The following is a 21,066-nucleotide window of genomic DNA, read 5'->3' as shown; positions in this document are numbered from 1 at the left end:
CGTGCCGGGCGCCCTTCGCCGTCAGCCGCACCCGCCGGGGTGCGACCCACGGGGCTCAGGTGACGGCCTCGCGTTCGAACGGCCGGTCGATGATCGCGGCCCCGAGGCAGCCGAGCGCGATCACGCAGAAGGCGGTCCGGACGGCGTGCGCGATCTGCCAGCGGTCCCGGACGCCCGCCCAGTCGGCCGGGGGCGCCTGCGCGTTCCACTCGAACTGGTCCAGGTTGATGGGGGCGTTGACCACGAACGTGACGACCAGGGACAGCACGAGCAGTACGAGTGCGGCGGCCACGGGCCGCAGCGCCGGGCTGTCGGCCTTGCGCGCGAGGTACACCAGCGCCACCACGGCGATGAACGTGGGCACGAAGACGACACCGATGAACCACGGGAAGTAGTCGTGCTCCGCCTGCCGCACCTGGATGCAGGCCGTCGCGCCCAGCCTCCGCAGGGCGAGTTCCAGCACGAACGTGGTCAGCGCGCCCCCGGTGAGCACGCCCCCGCCCAGCAGGCACACGTAGCGCGTGATCTTGACAAGCTGTGCGTTCGTCATCGCGGCACACTCCCGTCGGGCTCCGGCTGTCACCTCCCGGCATACCTCACGGCCCGCCGGTCCGGCGGCGACAGAGATCGTTTCGCGCGGTTTCTTAGCCCTGGTGGGCGGTCCCCAGCCGGGGGTGGGGATCAGTCCCTGATGCTCCGGCGGACGCGGGCGATCACCTGCTGGGCCTCGGCGCCGTAGACGGCCGATTCCGCGAAGGTGTCCCAGACGCGCCGGTAGAGGGCCATCGTTTCGGCGTCGTCCAGCCAGAGTTCGGCGTGCCAGTCCTCGGCCACGACGAGGCGTTCGTCCATGATCCAGAAGCTGTTCCCGGGAAGCAGCCTCAGTCCGGCATCGAGAGGCACGATCCCCAGATGGACGGTGTCCATGCCCACTACGCCCAGTACGCGGTCAAGTTGAGCCGCCAGCACCTCCGGGGGACACACTCGGGAATGCAGTGCGCCCTCCCACATGACCAGGTCCAACCGTTTGCCCGGCTGGTACAGCCACTCCTGCCGTTTCATGCGGGCACGCACCGCCTCCTCCGTGTCCCGCGGGGACCTCTGGAGTTCGGCATGGCCCTCGAAGACGTACCGGGCGTAGTCGGCGGTCTGGAGCAGACCGCAGATGACTTGGCTGTCCCATACGTGCAAGGTCCGAGAATTGGCGACGATGCTGTTCCAGGTCTCCTGGACGGGGCGATGGCCCGCCGCCAGCTGTCGCCGCCAGGAACGGATCTGGCTTTCGAAGCCCTTGAGCCGGGCGCGTAGTTCATCGAAGGTGTCGGGCTGCCCGGTGGCTTCGGCCCAAGCCCGCAGGTCTTCGTCGGTGGGCGTCTGCCGGCCGTTCTCCAGCTTGCTGACCTTCGATTGCTGCCACCCGAGCCGTTGTGCGAGCTGGATACCGGTGAGCCGGCCGTCAGGGCACTCGACGCGTAGCTCGCGGAGCCTGCGGCCGAGTTCCTCGCGCGCCCTTTGATAATCCGTGCTCACCGGTACCCGTTCGTGTCCTTACGCGCCTTCGCGCAGCTCCGCCGTGAACTTCCGCCACGGTACGGCGTGATGCCAAGCAGCATCCCGCACCATGGAGCAGCGCACCACCTCCGCGGGCTCGGTGATCAGGTCCACGTGCGTGAGCTGGTCGTCGTCATCGAAGCGCAGGAGTGCGATGAGACGACTGTCGAACAGCCAGAAGTCCTCGGCGGGGAGACGGAGTCGGTCGGCGTCGCCGCGCCAGAGGGTACGGATGTCTCCCAGCGATCGCTGGCCTCGTCGATCGCGTAGCGCCGACGCGTCTCCAACCGCCAAGCGGTGTGCTCGAACTTCGCGAACAGATCATTGAACTCGTCCAGTCCGATGGTCCGCACCTGCCGTGTGCGCTCCTTCGGCGTCCAGTCCACCAGCAGCTCACGCGGGACCGCCACCGCGACCTCACCCTCGGAAAGGTGCTGAAGCTGCGCGATGTCCTCGGAGTCGGTGAGCGGAGAGCCATGCACGATCACCTCCCCGCTGTCCAAGTCCTCGTGCACGGACGGACAGCCACCCACGTCGCTACCAGTCCCGTTGAAGCGCAACCTGCGTGCCATCTACGACCCACCCCTTGAGGTTTGGCGATCTCGGTAGGCACAGCATCCTGGCGCCTCTGAGTGAATGTCCATGCATCCAGAGTCACCGCATGAGAATAGTTGAGAATATTCGCTGCCTTGCTTCCCTTCGTCCGTCTACGGTCCTGCCCAGACCAGCCACCGGCCTCAACAGGCAGAACAGGAAGGCACACCCATGCCGAACGGAAGCGACCTCTACGCACTCGACATCACCTCCGCCGCCTTCGTCCAGGCATGCAGCGGTCCCTGCACCGAGGGGTGCGTCACCCTCGCCCGCATCGACGTGGACGCCTGGGCGCTCGGGGACAGCAAGCGGCCCGACGTGGCGCCGCTGCGGTTCACCACGGAGGAGCTGAGCGTGGCCGGGATCGATCCGGCGCGGTTCGGGCTCGCCAACTGATCGTCCCGGCACTCACCTTCGGTCCTGGCGGCGCGTCGAACCCGCCAGGACCGGCCGAGCCCTCACGAACAGGACCCCCGGTGCACCACCACGGCTACCTGTGGACCGGCCCCAAGGCGCGCTTCGATCAAGAGGCGTTACGGCGGCCCCCGCATCCCGAGCCGCCCCCACCCGGCAGCCGGCCCGAGCTGATCGCGCGGTACCGCGAGGTGACCGCCGAGTTCCCGGTCTCGGACCTGCCCCCGCTGGAGACCGCCTACTGGCTGCTCAAGCCGGGCTCGCTCGTACGTGGCACCTGGCACTCCGCGCAGGAGTCCGCAGCCTGGGTACGGCGGCAACTGGACGCGTTTGCGCGGCGGTTCGCCGGTGAAGCACAGAGTGGACAGCGAGCACGGGACGCCCTCGTCGCCTCCGTGGTCGAGCGGCTCGCCGCAGGCGGTGACGTGTCGCTCGGCTTCTACCTCGAACGGCCCGCCTACCTGTCCCTCTCCCTCGTCACCTGCTCCCCGAACCGGGCGAGACCCGAACTCCCCTGTCCGCTGCCCGAGTCAACCATTGCGGCGCCGCCGCCGTCCCCAACCGAACACCCCCACCACCACGACCATCAACGCCACCGCCCCCCATGTGACGCTCGACCCGCCGGTCAACGAACCGCTGGCCGACCACGGCCCGAAGGAGGTCACACGCGTGCCCCACCTGATCGACCTGGAGGAGTTCGGACGGCTCTTCGAGACCTTCGAGCACTCGGCATGGCACCTCGAGACGCGGCGCGGTTACGCGTCGGACCGGGAGGACCCGTCCTACGCGGCGTTCATCGCAATGCGGCCACAGGCGAGGATGTGCGCAACCTGTGGCGCGCGGAGGCGATGCGGGCACGGCTGCCCGGCGAGGATTTCTGGATCTTCGACAGCAGGCTGGTGGCCGTACTCGACTTCGATGACGACGACACCTTGCTCGGCATCGAGGCCATCACAGAACCTGGGGAGGTGCTGCGATACTGCCAGGTGCGTGATGCCGCGATGCATCACGCCATCGCCTACGACGAGTTCGCGGCACAGGTGGCCCGCACGGACGAACCGGCGGTACGTCCACCCTCACCGGCCGGCCCGTTGCTCACCGTCGACGTCGCAGCCGTCCCACCCCGAACAGCCCCACCACCACGGCCACCAGCGCCGCCGCCCCCCACTTGACGCGTGCACCGCCGGTCATCGAGCCGCTCGATGAGCCGGTCCCGGGGGTCGGGGAGGGCTTCGGGCTGTCCGGGGCGTCCTTGGCGACGACCTCGCTGCCGGCGCCCTCGCTGCTGTAGAGGAGTTTCGTGCCGTCGGCCGAGTAGGTGATGCCCTCGCCCTGGCCCTGGAGGGGGACGTCGAGCATCTCGGTGCGCTTGGGGTGGCCGTCGTTCCAGGAGTAGTAGATGCCGCCGATGTAGCCGCGCACGGCGAGGTGGTCGCCGTCGGGCGAGAAGGTGGCGTCCGTGGCCCACAGGTCGACGGGGGCGATCGGCTTGAAGAGGTTGGCGCCGGTGGTGGAGAGGGTGGCGGGGCCCTCGTAGAGGTGGCCGCCGTCCTCCTTCTTGTCGATGATGTAGACCCGGCCGGTCCTGGGGTGGACCAGCAGCGACTCCGCGTTGCGGGGGCCGTTCGCGTACTTCACCACGTACTGGGTGGCCGTGATCGTCTGGTCCTCGAGGACCTTCGGCTCCGGGAGGCGGTAGATCCACACATAGGGCCAGCGGCCGTCGAAGTTGTCCCCGATGTCGCCGACGTAGATCTCGTTGTGCGGCCCGATCGAGATCGCCTCGACGTCGCGCGGGCTGCCGACGCCCCGCAGCGTCACCCGGGCCACCGTCTTGCCGGTCGCGCCGTCCACGGCGTAGATGTACGGGCCGTCGCCGCTGTCGTTGTGCGTCCAGTAGACGCCGGGGTGGAGGTGGGACGCGGCCAGGCCGCTGGACTCCGTGATCCTCGGGTCCTTCAGCGTGAACCCCTTGTCACCCGCGCTCACGGTGCTCCCCGTGCCCTCCGCGGCGGAGGCGGGCAGCGTGCAGGCGCCGGCGAGCAGGACGGCGGCAAGGACGGCGAACGGTCGGCGCATCCCCCAAGCCTGCCATCACCGCCTGTGGTTCACCCTCGTGGCCACCGCCCGGGCATCCCCACGTGGCGGGCCTCACACCCCACCCGTCGCGGTGATCGTCCATGATGATCGGATGCTCAGGTTCATGCCCGTGGGCGACTCCATGACGATCGGGAGCGCGGGCGAACACACATGGCGTCACCGGCTGTGGCAGCTCCTTCGCGGTACGTACGACCCCGCCGTCACGCTCGTCGGCCCGCGCGAGACGCTGTACGACAAGGAGACCGGCGCCCCGACGTCCCTCGCCTACGCCGACCCGGACCCCGATTTCCCCCGCGCCCATCTCGCGGGCTGGGGCGAGGGCTGGCTGCACATGGCCCCGCTGATCGGTGACGCGATACGCACCTGCCGGCCGGACGTCCTGCTCGTCTCCCTCGGCCTCATCGACCTCGGCTTCTACACCAACGCCGAGCAGACCGCCGAGAACGTCCGCGCCTTCGTCGGCGCCGCCCGCGCGGCCGACCCGGGCGTCCGCATGGTCCTGCTGCCGGTGATCCCCAACGTCCGTGCCGAGTCCGACGCCCCCTTCGCCGACCAGGTCGCCCTCTTCAACGTCCTCCTCGCCAAGGCGGTCGCCGACCTCGACGAGCCCCGGTCGCCGCTCCTGCTGGCGTCACCCCCGCGGTCGTACGACATCCACACCGACACGTACGACGGCACCCACCCCAACGCGAGCGGCGAGCAGCGGATCGCGGAGGCGTTCGCGGGGGCGATGCGGCAGGCGTGGGGAATCGGACGGGCGTGCGTGGCTAGAACAGCCTGAGCAGTTTGGCTGGATTTCGGCGTCACTTCGTCACCGTGCGTAGCGTTGTACCGTGTGGTCGCCCTCGCCCGTGAGGGGGCCGGGGAGGAGCGCCATGGACGACGGGCCGGCTCTGGACGACCTGTTCGCGTCTTTCGAGCGGATCGCCCCCGAGGGATACAGGACCGAGGTCGTCGAGGGGGCCGTCTTCGTGTCACCGCAGCGGGACACGTCCTGGGAGATCACCCTGGACATCGTGGAGCAGTTGCGCGCCAAGTACCCGCGCAGATGCGTCAAGTCGGCCGTCCGCGTCGATTACCCGGGCCACCACAACGGCTTCGCCTCCGATGTCACCCTCGTGGCCGAAGGCGCCGGGAGATCACCCCGAGGTCTTTGGAGCTGCGAGGACGTCGAGTTCGTCGCCGAGGTCATCTCGGAGGGCACCGCGCACCACGACTACGGGCCGAAGAGGACGGCGTACGCCACCGCCGGGGTGGCCGCCTTCCTCATCGCCGATCCCCACCAGGGCAAGTGCCGTCTGCACTCCGAGCCGGTGGACGGCGAGTACCTCCGCGAACTGACGGTCGCCTTCGGCATGGACATCGACCTGACCACGCCGCTCGGGCTCGTCCTCAGGACCGGCGACTTCCCCCGCGACTGACCCGCCCTTGCCTTGAGCCCACTCCAAGCCGTTGGCTGGTGGCCATGAAGTACACGCAGCTTGGACGCACGGGGCTCAAGGTCAGCCGGCTGGTTCTCGGGACGATGAACTTCGGGCCGCAGACGGACGAAGCCGGCAGTCACGCGATCATGGACGCGGCGCTGGACGCGGGCATCAACTTCTTCGACACCGCCAATGTGTACGGGTGGGGGGAGAACAAGGGCCGGACCGAGAGCATCATCGGGAACTGGTTCGCCAAGGGCGGCGACCGCCGGGACAAGGTCGTGCTCGCCACCAAGGTCTACGCCAACATGGCCGCCGAGGGCGACGCCTGGCCGAACCACGACAAGCTCTCCGCGCTGAACATCCGGCGCGCGGTGGACGCCAGCCTGAAGCGGCTCCAGACCGATCACATCGACCTCTACCAGTTCCACCACGTCGACCGGAACACCCCCTTCGAGGAGATCTGGCAGGCGGTCGACACCCTGGTCCAGCAGGGCAAGATCCTCTACGTCGGCTCCTCCAACTTCCCCGGCTACAAGATCGCCCAGGCCAACGGGGCCGCCGCCCGCCGCGGGGGCACCATCGGCCTGGTCAGCGAGCAGTGCCTCTACAACCTCGCCGAGCGCCGCGCCGAGATGGAGGTCATCCCGGCCGCGCGGGAGTACGGCCTCGGGGTCATCCCCTGGTCCCCGCTGCACGGCGGGCTGCTCGGCGGTGTGATCAAGAAGGAGGTGCAGGGCGGACGCCGTGCCTCCGGGCGCGCCGCGGACACCCTCGCCGACCCGGCCGCCCGCGCGCGCATCCAGTCGTACGAGGACCTGCTCGACAAGCACGGCCTGGAACCCGGCGAGACCGCCCTGGCCTGGCTGCTCACTCGTCCCGGTGTCACGGGTCCGATCGTCGGCCCGCGTACGGCGGAGCAGCTCCGGTCGGCGCTGCGGGCCGTGGAGCTGGAGCTGAGCGAGGAGCTGCTGACCGCTCTGGACGAGATCTTCCCGGGCCCGGGCCCCTCCCCGGAAGCCTTCGCCTGGTAGCCACCCTGCGGGCCGAGCGCCCCGAGGGGCGGGGGCCGTGTCCGGCCTGCGGCCGCGCCGCGCGGGCGCGCTCACCCGATGACGGCCGGCAGCCGCCGTCGACGCCGCGTCCCTCGGGCGCCCGTCGGCCGGCCGCTACCGCATGGCAGCAGCCACGGCGACGACCACCAGCATGAGAACAAGCGCACCGGCCATGATCCGGTTCCGGGTTTTCGGGTCCACGCATCGAGCCTAACCGGACGCCCCGCACGCCCAGCGCCCGACCGCCTCGTACCGCGGCCGCTGCCCCCGCACCCCCGACGTCGGCAGGTTGCTCCGCACCAGCGCCAGCTCGGTCACCCGCCAGCTCCGGCCGGCGAACGGGCGCAGCAGCTCCACGTACGGCCGTACGTCCACCGCCTCCCGGCCGCGCGCCAGCGTGAGGTGGGCCTGGTAGCGGCGGTGCTCCGCCATCCGCAGCCCCGCCTTGCGGCCCGCCGCCTCCGCCCGCCCGGCCAGCAGGCGCAGCGCGTCCACGTCGCCCGCCGCGCCGGTCCACAGCGCGCGGCCGTGGCCGAACTGGCCGCCACCGCCAAGAGCCAGCTCGAAGGGGTCGGTGTGCCGGGCGGCGCGGGCCAGGCGGGCCGACAGGTCGGGTACGACGTCCTCCGCGACCTCGCCGTAGAAGGCGAGGGTGAAGTGCCAGCCGGGGCGGTCCGTCCAGCGCAGCCCGTCGGCGCCCGGCAGCCGCCGCAACCGGTCGACCTCCAGGGCCAGTTCGGCGGTGACGTCCTCCGGCGGCAGCACAGCGGCGAAGAGTCTCATGCCTTCACGATCCCAGAGTCACCCGGGCATGATGCCGCCATGACGATCACGATCCGCGCGGGCGGCCCCGGCGACACTCCGCTGATCCTGGCCATGCTGGACAGCAGCGTGGAGTGGCTGGTGGCCCAGGGCCGCACCGGGCAGTGGGGCACCGAGCCCTGGTCGGCGAGTCCCAAGGCGGTGGAGGTGGTGCGGCGGTACGCCACCACGGGCACCCCGTACTTCGCCGAGATAGCCGGCGTACCGGCCGCCACCCTCACCCTCAGCGACGCGCCCGGCGCCTATCTGGAGCCCGCCGGCGAGCCCGAGCGGTACATCCATCTGCTGGCCTCGGACCGCCGCTTCAAGGGGCGGGGCGCCGGTGCCGCGCTGCTCGCGCACGCGGCCGAGGTGACCCGGCGGGCCGGGGTCTCGCTGCTGCGGGTGGACTGCTACGCGGGCGACGACGGCAAGCTGGTCGCCTTCTACGAGGGCAACGGCTTCGTCCGGACCGAGGCGTTCACCCACGGTCCGGACGCGTGGCCGGGACAGGTGCTGGCCCAGCGGGTGCGGTAGTTCACGCCGCCGCGGCGAGCTCCTTGCGCTGCCGCGGTACGAACCGCAGCCGCGGTGTGCCCCGCTCCCAGCCCACCGCGAGCCGCAGACCGCCGACGCGGGCGAGGACCAGGCCGATGACACCGGCCGCGAGCGCGGAGACGACACCGCCGAGGGCGAAGCCGACGCGGGCGCCGTAGGTGTCGGTGATCCAGCCGATGACCGGGGCGCCGAGCGGGGTGCCGCCCATGAAGACCATCATGAACAGCGACATCACCCGGCCGCGCATGGCCGGGTCGGTGGCCATCTGCACGGTGGTGTTCGCGGTCACGTTGACCGTGAGGCCGAAGATCCCGATCGGCACCATGAGCAGGGCGAACAGCCAGTACGACGGTGCCAGCGAGGCCACGATCTCCAGCGCGCCGAAGGTGAGCGCGGCGAGGATCAGCAGCCGCATCCGGGCCGAGCCGCGGCGGGCGGCCAGCAGCGCGCCGCCGAGGGAGCCCAGGGCCATCAGGGTGTTGAGGAGGCTGTAGCCGCCGGCGCCGACATGGAAGACGTTGTCGGCGAAGGCGGACAGCCACACCGGGAAGTTGAAGCCGAAGGTCCCGATGAAGCCGACGAGGACGACGGACCAGATCAGTTCCGGGCGCCCGGCCACGTACTGGAGGCCCTCCCGCAGCTGTCCCTTGCCGCGCGGGGTCCGCTTGACCGGGTACAGCTCACGGGCGCGCATCAGGAGCAGGCCGGCGATCGGCGCGGCGAAGGACAGGCCGTTGGCGAGGAACGCCCAGCCGGTGCCCACTCCGGTGATCATGAGACCGGCGACGGCCGGGCCGACGAGGCGCGCGGACTGGAAGTTCGCGGAGTTCAGGCTGACCGCGTTGTGCAGCTGGTCGGGGCCGACCATCTCGGAGACGAAGGACTGCCGGGCGGGGTTGTCGACCACCGTGGCGAGGCCGACGAAGAACGCGGCGAGATAGACGTGCCAGACCTGCACCTGGCCGGTGAGGGTCAGCGCGGCGAGCGCGAGACCGCTGAGGGCCATCGCGGACTGGGTGACCAGCAGCGCGGGGCGCTTGGGCAGCCGGTCGACGAGGACACCGCCGTAGAGACCGAACAGGAGCATCGGCAGGAACTGCAGGGCCGTCGTGATGCCGACGGCCGCGGAGGAGCCGGTGAGGCTCAGGACGAGCCAGTCCTGGGCGATGCGCTGCATCCAGGTGCCCGTGTTGGAGACGACCTGGCCGATGAAGAAGAGGCGGTAGTTCCTGACCTTCAGCGAGCTGAACATCGAGGACGTGCGGGCGGGGGTAGTAGGGGCGGTCGGTGCGGGGGCGGAAGGTGTTCCGGATCCCGTACTCAAACGGATTCGCCTCCTCAGGCTGCTGCTTTACAGGTGTGCGAGTTTTTCCAGCACGGGGGCGGCGGCGCGCAGCTTCGCCCACTCGTCCTCGTCGAGACCGTCGGCGAGGTTCGCCAGGAACGCGTTGCGCTTGCGGCGGCTCTCCTCGAGCATCGTCTCGGCCTGCTCGGTCTGGGTGACGACCTTCTGGCGCCGGTCCTCCGGGTGCGGTTCGAGACGCACCAGTCCCTTGGCTTCGAGCAGCGCGACGATGCGGGTCATCGAAGGCGGCTGGACGTGCTCCTTGCGGGCCAGCTCGCCCGGCGTGGCCGAGCCGCAGCGGAACAGGGTGCCGAGCACCGACATCTCGGTGGGGCTCAGCGACTCGTCCACCCGCTGGTGCTTGAGCCGACGGGACAGCCGCATCACGGCGGAGCGAAGGGAGTTCACGGCGGCAGCATCGTCGCCATGGTTGAGGTCCGGCATGTCCTTAGCGTAACTCATTACTCTAACTAAAGACCACCCGGGCGCGCGGGGGTGTCCGTGATGCCCGCCACTGAGGCGCCACTGGCACTCCACCGGGGCTCTCCTGGGGCGCCACCGGGGCTCCTCCCACACGTTCCATCACCCATATGAGTGAGTAGTCGCCGGAAAATGACGCATCCACGGGACGGCGGTGGCGACCCTCTTACCCATGGGGACCACTGTGCTCAGCCTGCGGATAGACGAGGAGCTGCTCGAACGGCTCCGGCAGCACGCGGCGAAAAGAGGAATGAGCGTGCAGGACTATGTGGTCCGCACGCTCATTCGTGACGACTTCGACCAGCGGTTCCGGACCGCCGTCGAGGAGACGGAGAGGTTCTACGGCGTCACCTGAGGACGCCGCGGAACGGACCGGCTCAGGTCAGGCCCAGGGCCGGCATCAGGTAGTAGAAGGCGAAGACGGCCGAGACGGCGTACATCGCCACCGGGATCTCGCGGTAGCGGCCCGCGGCCAGGCGCAGGACGGTGAAGGTGATGAAGCCCATGCCGATGCCGTTCGTGATCGAGTAGGTGAACGGCATCATCAGCATGGTCACGAACGCCGGGATCGCGATCGTGTAGTCGGCCCAGTCGATCTCCTTGACGGAGTGCGACAGGATCAGGAAGCCGACCGCGATCAGTGCCGGGGTGGCCGCCTGGGACGGCACCATCGTGGCGATCGGGGTGAGGAAGAGCGAGATGGCGAACAGGCCGCCGGTGACGATGTTCGCGAAACCGGTGCGGGCGCCCTCGCCGACGCCGGCGGTGGACTCCACGAAGGCGGTGGTGGCCGAGGCGGAGCCGGCGCCGCCGGCCGCGACCGAGAGGCCGTCCACGAACAGCACCCGGTTGATGCCCGGCATGTAGCCCTCGGCGTCGGTCAGCTTGGCCTCGTCGCTGATGCCCATGATCGTGCCCATCGCGTCGAAGAAGCACGACAGCAGGACCGTGAAGACGAAGAGGATGCCGGTCAGCACGCCGACCTTGGAGAAGCCGCCGAACAGGCTGACCTGGCCGACCAGGCCGAAGTCCGGGGTGGAGACCGGGTTGCCGGGCCACTTCGGGACCGTCAGGCCCCAGGAGGGGATCGTGGCGACGGCGTTGATGATCATCGCGAGGACGGTCATGCCGACGATGGAGATCAGGATGGCGCCCGGCACCTTGCGCACCATCAGGGCGAAGGTGAGCAGCGCGCCCAGGATGAAGATCAGCACCGGCCAGCCGGTGAGGTGACCGCCGGTGCCCAGCTGGAGCGGGACGGTGGTCTGGGCGGCGTCCGGGATGCGGCTGACGAAGCCGGAGTCCACCAGGCCGATCAGCATGATGAACAGACCGATACCGATCGCGATCGCCTTGCGCAGGCCGAACGGCACCGCGTTCATCACGCGCTCCCGCAGACCCGTGGCGACCAGCAGCATGACCACGAAACCGGCCAGGACGACCATGCCCATCGCGTCCGGCCAGGTCATCCGGGGCGCCAGCTGGAGGGCGACGACCGAGTTCACACCGAGTCCCGCGGCCATGGCGATCGGCACATTGCCGATGACACCCATCAGCAGGGTGCTGAAGGCGGCCGTCAGCGCGGTCGCCGTCACCAGCTGGGCGTTGTCCAGGTGGTGCCCGTACATGTCCTTCGCGCTGCCCAGAATGATCGGGTTCAGCACGATGATGTAGGCCATCGCGAAGAAGGTGGCGAGACCGCCCCGGACCTCCCGCGCGACGGTGCTGCCGCGCTCGGAGATCTTGAAGTAGCGGTCGAGGGGGCCGCCGGCGAACGCGCCGCCCGGCTTTTCGGGGGTGGGGACCTTGGCAGGCGCCGAGGTGGACATGCGGGACCTCATCACCAGAGGGTTCCCCGAGCCCTCTTGGAGTTTCCTACGATTAGAAGCGGTCAAAGACAAACGGTTTCAGTATGAAGGTATGACTACTAGATCGCTATCTCCGCGCGTAGAACGTATGCAGTCCTTGTGCGGATCGGGCCGTCCTCCGATCGCCTCGTAAGCTGTCGGGCATGGCCAAGTGGATCCCCCAGCACGAGGCGCCCGAGCCCCTTGAGGGGCCCGTGGTCGCCACCATCACCGGCGGCACGATCGTCTGGTTCGTCCTGTTCCTCGTCCAGCTCCCCTTCTACGGCTGGTTCCACGACCACGGCCATCTGTGGTGGCTGTGGACCTGTCTGGCCGGGGGCGGGCTCGGCCTGATCGGCATCTGGTACGTGCGGGGGCGGGACGCGGCGCTCAAGCGGGCGGCGCGGGAGCGGCCGGAATCCACCCCTGTGGAGTAGTCCCGGAGACTCCCGTGGAGCGGCCCCCGGGTCCGGACGGCCCCACGCCGTCACCGGAAGGCCGGGTGGGCGGCCACGCAAAGGCCACGTAACGTCGGATACATGAGCCATATAGACGCCGGCGCCGAACTCGATCCGGTGCACCCGGTGGCCCTGCCCAGAACCCGGGCAACGGGGCTGACCGGCGCGGAGGTCGCGGAGCGCCGGGCGCGTGGCCAGGTCAACGACGTCCCCGTGCGCAGCAGCCGCTCGCTCGGGGAGATCGTCCGGGCGAACGTGTTCACCCGGTTCAACGCGATCATCGGCGTGCTGTGGGTGATCACCCTGTTCGTCGCGCCGATCCAGGACAGTCTGTTCGGGTTCGTGATCCTCGCCAACACCGGCATCGGCATCGTCCAGGAGTGGCGGGCCAAGCAGACCCTGGACTCGCTCGCGGTGATCGGGGAGGCCCGGCCGACGGTGCGCCGGGACGGCGAGGCCGTGGAGATCGGCACCGACGAGATCGTCCTGGACGACCTGATCGAGATCGGGCCGGGCGACAAGATCGTCGTGGACGGGGCGTGCGCGGAGGCCGACGGGCTGGAGATCGACGAGTCGCTGCTCACCGGCGAGGCCGACCCGGTGGTCAAGCGGCCGGGCGATCCGGTGATGTCCGGCAGCTTCGTGGTCGCGGGCGGCGGGGCCTTCGCCGCGACCAAGGTGGGCCGGGGGGCGTACGCCGTCAAGCTCGCCGAGGAGGCGTCGCGCTTCACCCTCGTCCACTCCGAGCTGCGCACCGGTATCTCCACGATCCTCAAGTACGTCACCTGGATGATGGTCCCGGCCGCGATCGGCCTGGTCGTCACCCAGCTCGTGGTCAAGAACGACGACCTCAAGGGCGCGGTCGCCCGCACCATCGGCGGCATCGTGCCGATGGTCCCGGAGGGCCTGGTGCTGCTCACGTCGGTGGCCTTCGCGATCGGGGTCATCCGGCTCGGCCGCAAGCAGTGCCTGGTGCAGGAGCTGCCCGCGATCGAGGGCCTCGCCCGTGTGGACACCGTCTGCCTGGACAAGACCGGCACGCTCACCGAGGGCGGCATGGACGTCACCGAGCTGCGCACGCTCGACGGCGCGCAGGAGTCGTACGTGCGCAAGGTGCTCGGCGCGCTCGGCGAGTCCGATCCCCGGCCCAACGCCTCGCTCCAGGCGATCATCGACGCCTACCCGGACAACGAGGAGTGGCGCTGCGTCGAGTCGCTCCCCTTCTCCTCGGCCCGCAAGTACAGCGGGGCCGCGTTCAGCGAGGGCGACGGGGAGACCAGCACCTGGCTGCTGGGCGCCCCGGACGTGCTGCTCGGCGCCGACGACCCGGCGCTCGCGGAGACCGAGCGGCTCAACGAGCAGGGGCTGCGGGTGCTGCTGCTGGCGCGGGCCCGCCGGGACCTGGACGACGCCGCGCCGGCCAAGGGCGCCCGCCCGACCGCCCTGGTCGTCCTCGAACAGCGGCTGCGCCCGGACGCGGCCGACACCCTGCGCTACTTCGCCGACCAGCGGGTTTCGGCCAAGGTCATCTCCGGGGACAACGCGGTCTCGGTCGGCGCGGTCGCGGCCAAGCTGGGCCTGGACGGGACGGCGACGGACGCGCGGCGGCTGCCCGAGGACACGGCGGAGATGGCCCAGGTGCTGGACGAGGGCACGGTCTTCGGGCGGGTCACCCCGCAGCAGAAGCGGGACATGGTGGGCGCGCTCCAGTCGCGCGGGCACACGGTGGCGATGACCGGCGACGGCGTGAACGACGTGCTCGCCCTCAAGGACGCCGACATCGGGGTGGCCATGGGCTCGGGCTCGGAGGCGACCCGGGCGGTGGCGCAGATCGTGCTGCTGGACAACAGCTTCGCGAGCCTGCCGTCGGTGGTCGGCGAGGGCCGCCGGGTGATCGGCAACATCACGCGGGTGGCGACGCTGTTCCTGGTGAAGACGGTCTACTCGGTCCTGCTGGCGGTGCTGGTGGTCTGCTGGCAGGTGGAGTACCCGTTCCTGCCGCGCCATCTGACCCTGCTGTCCACGCTCACCATCGGCGTCCCGGCCTTCTTCCTGGCGCTGGCGCCCAACAACGAGCGGGCCAGACCGCACTTCGTGCACCAGGTGATGCGGTACTCGATCCCGGGCGGCGTGGTGGCGGGGGTGGCGACCTTCGTGACGTACCTGATCGCCCGGCACTACTACACGGGGCCCGGCCAGCTGGCGGCGGAGACCAGCGCGGCCACGCTGACCCTGTTCCTGATCTCCATGTGGGTGCTGTCGATCGTCGCCCGGCCCTACACCTGGTGGCGGGTGGTGCTGGTGGCCTCGATGGCGCTGGCGTTCCTGCTGGTGCTGGTCGTCCCGGCGCTCCAGGACTTCTTCGCGGTACGCCTGGTGGGGCTCGCCATGCCGTGGACGGCGGTGGCGGTGTCGGTGGTGGCGGCGGCCGCCCTGGAGTTCCTGTGGAAGTGGGTCGACCGCCGCTTCCCCGCCTAGCGGGGCCCGCGTCACCGGCTTGCCGCGACGCTTACTTCACGTCGACGTAGTCACCCGTGGCGGTGGTCGCCGGGGTGGTCGTGGTGCCCGCGAAGGCGTAGCGGAAGTAGCCGTCGACCGTGGCGGTGGTCGTGGTCTTCAGAGCGCCCGTGGAGTTCGTCTTGACGGTCTTCAGCGTGGTGTACGTGCTGGAGCCGCTCTTGCGGAACTGGAGCTTGACGGACTGGCCGGCGTAGCCGTGGTACTTGCCGTCCTCCCAGTCCGCGCGGGCCAGCTTGCCGGAGACCGTGACGGTCTTGCCCTTCTTCACCGGCTCCGGGGCGGCGTCGGTGTTCAGGGTCGCCCAGCGCTGGAGGCTGTAGGAGTTGGTCGGGTCCTTGACGGCCACGCCCACCTTGGTCATGTCGGCCGGCTTGCTGGGGTTCTGGCCGTTGAACGCGACGGCGTAGGCGGCGGCCTTCCAGGCGCCGGCGTCCTCGCTGAGCAGCTCGGTCGGGTCGATGGCCACGGTGGCCTTGCAGGAGGCCACCGTCTTGGAGGTGTCCGTGCAGGCCGAGACCGTGCTGTCGAAGTAGAAGATCGAGTCGTCGAAGGAGGTGCCGCGGTACAGCTCGATGGCCGCGACGAAGTCCTTGGCGTGGATGTTGACCTCGGTGCCGTGCGTCAGCGTGAAGGAGACGGGCACCTTGACGACGTTGGTGGTGCCGGCGGCGATGTTCTTGCCGTTGTTCACCTTCACGGCGGAGAAGGTGGCGTTCAGCTGGTAGGGCGTGCCCGAGGCGGCGACGGCGAAGGCCGCGCGGCCCGGGTGGGCGGCGTGGGCGGCCTTGCTCGCGGAGTTCCCCGCGGGCACCCGCTCCTGCCCGGCGGCGTGCGCCGCGGGCAGGGCGAGGGCGGAGAGGGCCAGGGCGCCGGAGACGGCGGCCACGGTGGCACGAATACGCATGTGCGGTTCCCCTGCGTACGAAGTAGACGGGAGCCGGACGACTCCTGAAGATCAGACAACGCGGGCAGGGCAACGGTTGTACGGGACGTGTGAATTTCGTGAGAGACCTCTGGAGGTCAGTCGAACCAGCGGTCCCGGGCCAGCTCCTCCGTCCGGGACGGGTCCTCCAGGAGGGCGGCGACCTCGAAGCGGCGCGGCCACTGCCGGGCCGCCCAGGCGAGTCCGGCGGCCACGCCCTCCAGGGTGGCCGCGTGCAGCACCCCGTCGTCGGTGAGCCGCCAGTCGATCTCCACGCCGTCCACGACCAGTTCGTCGTGCTCGACGTACGTCTCGGGGGTGCGCGGGCCGAGGAGCACCCGCACCGGGTCCGGTACGTCGTGCTCGGCGCCCTCGGAGTGCACCTCGCCGGTGACGGACTCGCTGAGCCGGCGCACCTGGAACAGTTCGGCCAACTCGGCGGCGCGCGCGGGCCGTACGGGCAGCAGGGGCACGCCGGAGGTGAAGGGCAGCAGGTCCGGGGAGTCGACGACCACGGCGTCGGCGGCGTCCACCACCGTCACCCGCCCGTCCCTCACGGCCCGCACCTCGTCCGGCAGGGTGACCTGTTCCGGATCGGTGTCGGCCAACGCACCGTACAGGCCGTGCAGTTGGGTGCCGGTGACCGGGCGGTCCGGGTCGGCGAGCCGGCCCAGGAGTTCGGCGGCGCCGCCGGGCTCGTCCAGCAGGGCGCCCACCGAGGTCCGTACGCCGAGGGCGCGCAGTACCTGTTCGTCCTCGAACCCGGTGGCGTCGGCCTCGTCGTACAGGCCGCGCAGCAGCGGATCGCCGCCGGCGGCGAGGAGGCCCGCGGGGCGCCGGCCGTCCAGCACCGGGTGCCCGCGCAGCCACCAGGCGGTGTACGGCCGTACGACCTCGTGGGTGCCGTCGGGCAGCAGGACGCGCACCGGCTGGGTGAGGGCGTCGCGCAGCGGCGGGCGGGCGAGCAGGGCGAGGGCCTCGGGCCAGTGGTCGTCGTCCACGAGGTCGAGGTCGCGGACGGCGACGAGTTCGGTGGCGACCGGGGGGACGGGGCTGTCCGGGAAGCGGTCGAGGATGTCCTCGCACCACACGTCCACGGCGTCCAGCAGTCCGGCGTCGTCCGGTTCGGCGAAGTCGCCCTCGCGGGGCTCCAGTTCGTCCGGGTCGAGGACGACGTCGGTGGCGCGCACCAGGGCGAAGGTGGCGAGCACCCCGCAGGCGGTCAGCGGCTGTTCGCCCCACTTGTCCGCCAACTCCTGCTCGACGGCCGCCAGTTCGTCCTCGCGGATCACCCGGGCGAAGGGGCTGCCGGGGAACACCAGCTCGCCGGCGGGGGCGAGTTCGCCGTCCTCGTCGGGCAGCGCGAGGGCGCCGAGCCAGGGCTCGTCACCGGGTGCCAGGCCCGCGTCCCGCACCAAGGCGAGGACGGTGTCGGCGAGTTCCTCCGCGTCCAGGGCGTCCTCCTCCCAGCCGAGGGCGCCCCCGTCGTCCAGGGAGGCGGCGACGGCGGCCCGCACCTGGGGGGTGGTGAGCACCGCGCGCGGGGTGGCGGGCAGCGCGCCGAGCTTCTCCAGCAGCGGATGGGCGGCGTCCTCGTGGGCGACCTTCAGGCCGAGCCGGGCGAGCACGTCCGCGTCGAGCCGGGCGCCGTCGGGGGTGGGCAGCAGCACCTGGCGCGGGCCGATGGCCGTACGGCCTGCTCCGGAGCCGAAAGCCTGGGAGGCGCCCCCGGCGAGCGGTACCGGCAGGCCCGAGAGCCGCTCCACGTCCACGCCCGCGAGGCTGTCGTAGAGCCGCCACCACCAGTCGGGGTCCTTCTCCAGGCCCGCGAGCCGGTCGACGGCGTCGGCGAGCGGGAGCCGGGCGACGCCGAGGGCGCGCAGCTCGGCGCGGCGCTCCAGACCGGCGGGCAGCAGGGTGGGCAGCACCTCGGCGAGCACCCGCACGGTCTCGGCGCCCGCGCCCTCCACGATCTCCGCGTCCCGGGGCCGAAGCGCCTCGGGCAGCTCGTCCTCGCCGCCGTCGCCGGGCAGCGCGGGCGGCAGGAACGCGGTGCGCGGCAGCCGCTCCAGGAGGGCCTGGCGCAGCGCGCCGTCCAGTTCGCCCTTGCCCAGCGGGCCGGGCACGAGATCGACGGCGGCCTCGGTCACCGGGCGCCAGCCGGCGAGCAGTTCGGTGTACACGTCGGCCGCGCGGCGCACCAGGAAGTCGGTCAGCGGGCCGGGCGCGGTGTGCCGGCGGGTGGTGTCGAGCGGGAAGGAGGCGATGAGGAGGGCGGGCACGCCGAGGGGTTCGTCGCTGGGCGTGGGGGCGTGCACGACGGGGGACGTGCGGGGCCGCGCCGGGCGCCCCTGCTCGTCGGTGGGGACGGCCCAGGTCACCGACCAGTGGGGCCGCAGCCGCTCCTCCACCGGCCGGTCGGCGAGCAGCTCCGGGGTGAGCGGCCCGTGCGCGGAGGCGGTGCGCCAGCGGGTGGTGCCCTCCCGGGAATCCGCTACGACGGTGACGGCGCCCTCGGTGCCGCGGCGCAGGGTGCGGGGCGCGTCGTCGCCGATCTCGATGACGACCTCCGCCAGACCCGGGAGGGTGAGGAGGAGCGCGTCGTCCACGGCGTCGAGCAGGCGCTCGGCGAGGCCGGCGGCGGCCGCGTCGCGCAGCGGCAGGATGACGGCGGTGTCGTACGGGTCGGGGGCGGTGCCCTCGGCGGCGAAGGGCAGCCGGAGCAGCGGGACATGGCCCGCGCGGCGCCGGACCTCGTCACCGAGTCCGGGGCTGTGCCGGGCGGCGTCGGCGGCCAGCTCGCGCGACTCGGCGAGGGACCAGCGGACGCCGCCGTGCCGGCCGACGACGGCGGGCTCGTCGGTGACCGAGAGGACGGCGGCGAAACCGACGCCGAAGCGGCCGACGGAGCCGTGCGTGGAGTCGGCGTCGCGCTTGGCGGAGGCGCGCAGCGTGGACAGCGACTCGACGCCGGTCGCGTCCAGCGGGGCGCCGGTGTTGGCCGCGATCAGCACGCCGTCGCGCAGGGTGAGGCGCAGCCGGCCCGGCACGCGGGCGCGGGCGGCGGCGTCGGCGGCGTTCTGCGCCAGCTCGATCACCAGGCGGTCCCGGTAGCCGCCCAGGACGAGGTCCTCCTCGGCGTTGGCGTCCTCGCGGAAGCGGGCGGGGCTGGTGGCCCAGGCGTCGATGACACCGCGACGCAGCCGGGCCGTCCCGAAGGGATCGGCACCCTCGGCCGCCGGCCGCACGTACTTGCTGCTCACGTTCACACTCCTCGTCGACGTGAGGAAGAAGGTACAGCGCCTCGCCGACATCCCGGTTTCCCGCCTACCCGCGCAATCCACTTGGCGGGGCGGGGGTGGTGGTGAGTGGGGTGTGGGGCGGGTGGGTGAGGGGGCGGGCGGCGGTGAGCGGGGTGCGCGTGGCCCGTCGGACCGTCCCGCGCCCCACCCGTCGGCACGCCTCGCCCGTCAGGCCAGCGTCCGGCGGTACACCTGGCGGGAACCGCCCTCCGGGCCCGGGGCGGCCGCTTCGGCCGGGGTGAAGGCGAGGGTCTCGTAGAAGGCACGGGCGCCGCTCGCCGCCGCGCCGGGGTGGTCCGGGCCGAAGGTGACCACCTCGATGGTGGCCGGGGGCCGGACGAAGCGGTGGATCGCGTCGGCCAGCAGGGCGCGGCCCACGCCCTCGCCCCGGGCCCGTTCCGTGACGACCAGCCAGTGCACCTGGTGCACCGGGGGGTTGCCGCCGAAGAGGAGGGCGCCCAGGAGCTCCCCGGACGCGGCCTGGGCCACCAGCGCCGCGCCGCGGCCGATGCTCCGCTCCACGGCCTCGGTGAAACCGGGATCGTCCACCATCGGGCCGAACCAGTGCTCCACCTCTGCCGCCAGGGCGAGGAACCCGGGGAGATCCGAGTCCCGCGCGAGGCGGACCGGGGTCACGAGTGGCCCAGTTCCGCCGTCTCCTCGTCCGCCGTCTCCGGCACCGAGCCGGAGTCGCGGGCGGGGTGCAGCGGGAAGGGCTCCACCCGGGTCTCGTCGATGACCGGCGCGGCCGGCTGCGGGGGCTTGGGCATGACCGCCGCCTCGGAGTGGCCGCCGCAGCCGTAGGCGAGGGAGACCACCCGGCCGTCCGCCGGGGCGAACTCGTTGGCGCACACCCCGAACGCCTGGCCCAGCGAGCCGCCGATGGGCGCGAGGAAGCCACAGGTCAGACAGGTGGCCGGCGCCGCCTGGGCCATCGGCGTCTTCGGTCCGAACGACTCCTCCCAGCGGTCGGCGGCGCTGTGCAGGCCGTAACGGGACAGAACGCGTGCTCTGCGCATGCCCAGTTCCTCGGCGACCGAGGCGATGGAGCCCCGCATGGGCACCGTCGGCTGGACGGCCGGCGCGCCCGGACTCACGTCCGCGTCCTCGGCCTCCGCCAGCTCCGCCATCTCCTCCGACACCGCGGAGTCGGCCGGCGGCTGGTCGTCGCCGGCGTAGCCCGGTTCCAGACGCAGGTCGTCCTGGTCGGTGGGGAGCAGATCGCCGGGTCCGAGGTCGCCGGGCCGCAGCCGCTCGCTCCACGGCACCCACTCCGGCGCCAGCAGCGCGTCCCGGCCGGGGAGCAGCACCACCTCGTCCAGTGTGACGATCTTGGCGCGGGAGGCGCGGGCCACGGTCACGGCCCAGCGCCAGCCCCGGTAGCCCGGTTCCTTGCACGCGAAGAAGTGCGTGACAACACGGTCGCCTTCGGAGACGCACCCGGAGTGCTCGCCGACCACACCGGGTGCGGCAGCCTCCTCGGCTGCAGCACGGGCGAGGTCGACCGCCTCGGCGCACAGGCGGTCGGGGGTGCGGCTTCGCGTTGTCGCTGCGCTCACAGGTATCGCTTCTCTCCTACGCCGTCTCGTCCAGGCGGCTGCCTTAGGCGGGTTGGCCGACGGAGCGGACCTCAGGACCGCATCGACGTCTGCATCATCCGCGCGCTCGGGCGCACCTCTGCCATCCATTCTGCGT

19 protein-coding genes and 3 pseudogenes are annotated in these 21,066 nt (G+C 71.5%); 10 read left to right on the top strand and 12 right to left on the bottom strand.

What is annotated here, in order from left to right; genetic code table 11:
- Nucleotides 1–55 precede the first annotated feature (55 nt).
- The 3 genes and pseudogenes from GHR20_RS20405 to GHR20_RS20395 form a co-directional block, all read right to left on the bottom strand.
- On the bottom strand, nucleotides 56–550 hold the full coding sequence (locus tag GHR20_RS20405; protein ID WP_153813996.1) for an anthrone oxygenase family protein: 495 nt from the start codon (nucleotides 548–550) through the stop codon (nucleotides 56–58).
- Between the two features lie 131 nt (nucleotides 551–681).
- Nucleotides 682–1,530 (bottom strand): helix-turn-helix transcriptional regulator, encoded by an 849-nt coding sequence (locus tag GHR20_RS20400; protein ID WP_153813995.1) that lies wholly within the window; start codon nucleotides 1,528–1,530, stop codon nucleotides 682–684.
- An 18-nt stretch (nucleotides 1,531–1,548) separates the two neighbouring features.
- A pseudogene (locus GHR20_RS20395) lies at nucleotides 1,549–2,123 on the bottom strand (DUF6879 family protein).
- A gap of 193 nt (nucleotides 2,124–2,316) precedes the next feature.
- Here GHR20_RS20395 and GHR20_RS20390 point away from each other — a divergent pair.
- The 3 genes and pseudogenes from GHR20_RS20390 to GHR20_RS37585 form a co-directional block, all read left to right on the top strand.
- The gene (locus GHR20_RS20390; protein WP_153813994.1) at nucleotides 2,317–2,541 is read left to right on the top strand and encodes a DUF397 domain-containing protein; all 225 of its coding nucleotides are present in this window, start codon (nucleotides 2,317–2,319) and stop codon (nucleotides 2,539–2,541) included.
- Nucleotides 2,542–2,621: 80 nt separating this feature from the next.
- Nucleotides 2,622–3,083, top strand: a pseudogene (locus GHR20_RS37590) (hypothetical protein); the annotation flags it as partial.
- 112 nt (nucleotides 3,084–3,195) lie between these two features.
- Nucleotides 3,196–3,605: pseudogene (locus GHR20_RS37585) on the top strand (DUF6879 family protein); the annotation flags it as partial.
- A 49-nt stretch (nucleotides 3,606–3,654) separates the two neighbouring features.
- On the opposite strand, the gene GHR20_RS20380 reads toward GHR20_RS37585, so the two are convergent.
- A complete protein-coding gene (locus GHR20_RS20380; RefSeq protein ID WP_153813992.1) occupies nucleotides 3,655–4,638 on the bottom strand; it encodes a PD40 domain-containing protein in 984 nt (327 codons plus the stop codon).
- Nucleotides 4,639–4,750: 112 nt separating this feature from the next.
- On the opposite strand from GHR20_RS20380, the gene GHR20_RS20375 reads away from it, so the two are divergent.
- The 3 genes from GHR20_RS20375 to GHR20_RS20365 all read left to right on the top strand — a co-directional run bounded on the left by GHR20_RS20375 (nucleotide 4,751) and on the right by GHR20_RS20365 (nucleotide 7,117).
- A complete protein-coding gene (locus GHR20_RS20375) occupies nucleotides 4,751–5,440 on the top strand; it encodes an SGNH/GDSL hydrolase family protein (protein WP_111583858.1) in 690 nt (229 codons plus the stop codon).
- Between the two features lie 94 nt (nucleotides 5,441–5,534).
- The gene (locus tag GHR20_RS20370; RefSeq protein ID WP_153813991.1) at nucleotides 5,535–6,080 is read left to right on the top strand and encodes a Uma2 family endonuclease; all 546 of its coding nucleotides are present in this window, start codon (nucleotides 5,535–5,537) and stop codon (nucleotides 6,078–6,080) included.
- Between the two features lie 44 nt (nucleotides 6,081–6,124).
- On the top strand, nucleotides 6,125–7,117 hold the full coding sequence (locus GHR20_RS20365) for an aldo/keto reductase (RefSeq protein WP_153813990.1): 993 nt from the start codon (nucleotides 6,125–6,127) through the stop codon (nucleotides 7,115–7,117).
- Between the two features lie 231 nt (nucleotides 7,118–7,348).
- Here GHR20_RS20365 and thpR read toward each other — a convergent pair whose 3' ends face one another.
- Entirely contained in the window at nucleotides 7,349–7,921 is a 573-nt protein-coding gene (thpR, locus tag GHR20_RS20360) for an RNA 2',3'-cyclic phosphodiesterase (protein WP_153813989.1), read from the bottom strand.
- A gap of 39 nt (nucleotides 7,922–7,960) precedes the next feature.
- On the opposite strand from thpR, the gene GHR20_RS20355 reads away from it, so the two are divergent.
- Nucleotides 7,961–8,476: a GNAT family N-acetyltransferase gene (locus GHR20_RS20355; protein WP_153813988.1), complete on the top strand. Its 516-nt coding sequence runs from the start codon at nucleotides 7,961–7,963 to the stop codon at nucleotides 8,474–8,476.
- A gap of 1 nt (nucleotide 8,477) precedes the next feature.
- Here GHR20_RS20355 and GHR20_RS20350 read toward each other — a convergent pair whose 3' ends face one another.
- Together GHR20_RS20350 and GHR20_RS20345 are read right to left on the bottom strand one after the other, a co-directional pair.
- A complete protein-coding gene (locus tag GHR20_RS20350) occupies nucleotides 8,478–9,821 on the bottom strand; it encodes an MFS transporter (RefSeq protein WP_111583862.1) in 1,344 nt (447 codons plus the stop codon).
- A 27-nt stretch (nucleotides 9,822–9,848) separates the two neighbouring features.
- On the bottom strand, nucleotides 9,849–10,286 hold the full coding sequence (locus tag GHR20_RS20345) for a MarR family transcriptional regulator (RefSeq protein ID WP_111583863.1): 438 nt from the start codon (nucleotides 10,284–10,286) through the stop codon (nucleotides 9,849–9,851).
- A gap of 208 nt (nucleotides 10,287–10,494) precedes the next feature.
- Here GHR20_RS20345 and GHR20_RS20340 point away from each other — a divergent pair, with 208 nt between their 5' ends.
- Nucleotides 10,495–10,677 carry a CopG family antitoxin gene (locus GHR20_RS20340; RefSeq protein ID WP_111584034.1) on the top strand — a complete coding sequence of 61 codons (183 nt, stop codon included), beginning with the start codon at nucleotides 10,495–10,497 and terminating at the stop codon, nucleotides 10,675–10,677.
- A gap of 22 nt (nucleotides 10,678–10,699) precedes the next feature.
- Here GHR20_RS20340 and GHR20_RS20335 read toward each other — a convergent pair whose 3' ends face one another.
- On the bottom strand, nucleotides 10,700–12,151 hold the full coding sequence (locus GHR20_RS20335) for an NCS2 family permease (RefSeq protein ID WP_153813987.1): 1,452 nt from the start codon (nucleotides 12,149–12,151) through the stop codon (nucleotides 10,700–10,702).
- Nucleotides 12,152–12,333: 182 nt separating this feature from the next.
- On the opposite strand from GHR20_RS20335, the gene GHR20_RS20330 reads away from it, so the two are divergent.
- Together GHR20_RS20330 and GHR20_RS20325 are read left to right on the top strand one after the other, a co-directional pair.
- Nucleotides 12,334–12,606 (top strand): DUF2530 domain-containing protein, encoded by a 273-nt coding sequence (locus tag GHR20_RS20330; protein ID WP_111583865.1) that lies wholly within the window; start codon nucleotides 12,334–12,336, stop codon nucleotides 12,604–12,606.
- Nucleotides 12,607–12,708: 102 nt separating this feature from the next.
- Nucleotides 12,709–15,105, top strand: a complete 2,397-nt coding sequence (locus GHR20_RS20325) for an HAD-IC family P-type ATPase (protein WP_153813986.1) — start codon at nucleotides 12,709–12,711, stop codon at nucleotides 15,103–15,105.
- A 31-nt stretch (nucleotides 15,106–15,136) separates the two neighbouring features.
- Here the strand turns inward: GHR20_RS20325 and GHR20_RS20320 are convergent, their stop codons facing one another.
- The 4 genes from GHR20_RS20320 to GHR20_RS20305 form a co-directional block, all read right to left on the bottom strand.
- The gene (locus GHR20_RS20320; RefSeq protein WP_153813985.1) at nucleotides 15,137–16,051 is read right to left on the bottom strand and encodes a hypothetical protein; all 915 of its coding nucleotides are present in this window, start codon (nucleotides 16,049–16,051) and stop codon (nucleotides 15,137–15,139) included.
- 116 nt (nucleotides 16,052–16,167) lie between these two features.
- Entirely contained in the window at nucleotides 16,168–19,383 is a 3,216-nt protein-coding gene (locus GHR20_RS20315) for a molecular chaperone Hsp90 (protein WP_194858935.1), read from the bottom strand.
- Between the two features lie 156 nt (nucleotides 19,384–19,539).
- Nucleotides 19,540–20,007, bottom strand: a complete 468-nt coding sequence (locus GHR20_RS20310; protein ID WP_241670718.1) for a GNAT family N-acetyltransferase — start codon at nucleotides 20,005–20,007, stop codon at nucleotides 19,540–19,542.
- Nucleotides 20,004–20,930: a DUF3027 domain-containing protein gene (locus GHR20_RS20305; RefSeq protein WP_148024999.1), complete on the bottom strand. Its 927-nt coding sequence runs from the start codon at nucleotides 20,928–20,930 to the stop codon at nucleotides 20,004–20,006. The genes GHR20_RS20310 and GHR20_RS20305 overlap by 4 nt, the downstream gene beginning before the upstream one ends.
- Nucleotides 20,931–21,066 lie beyond the last annotated feature (136 nt).

The organism is Streptomyces sp. SUK 48 (assembly GCF_009650765.1).
Lineage (GTDB): Bacteria > Actinomycetota > Actinomycetes > Streptomycetales > Streptomycetaceae > Streptomyces.
Note: the sequence above shows the minus strand (reverse complement) of the source record. Positions and strands in the feature narration are given on the sequence as shown.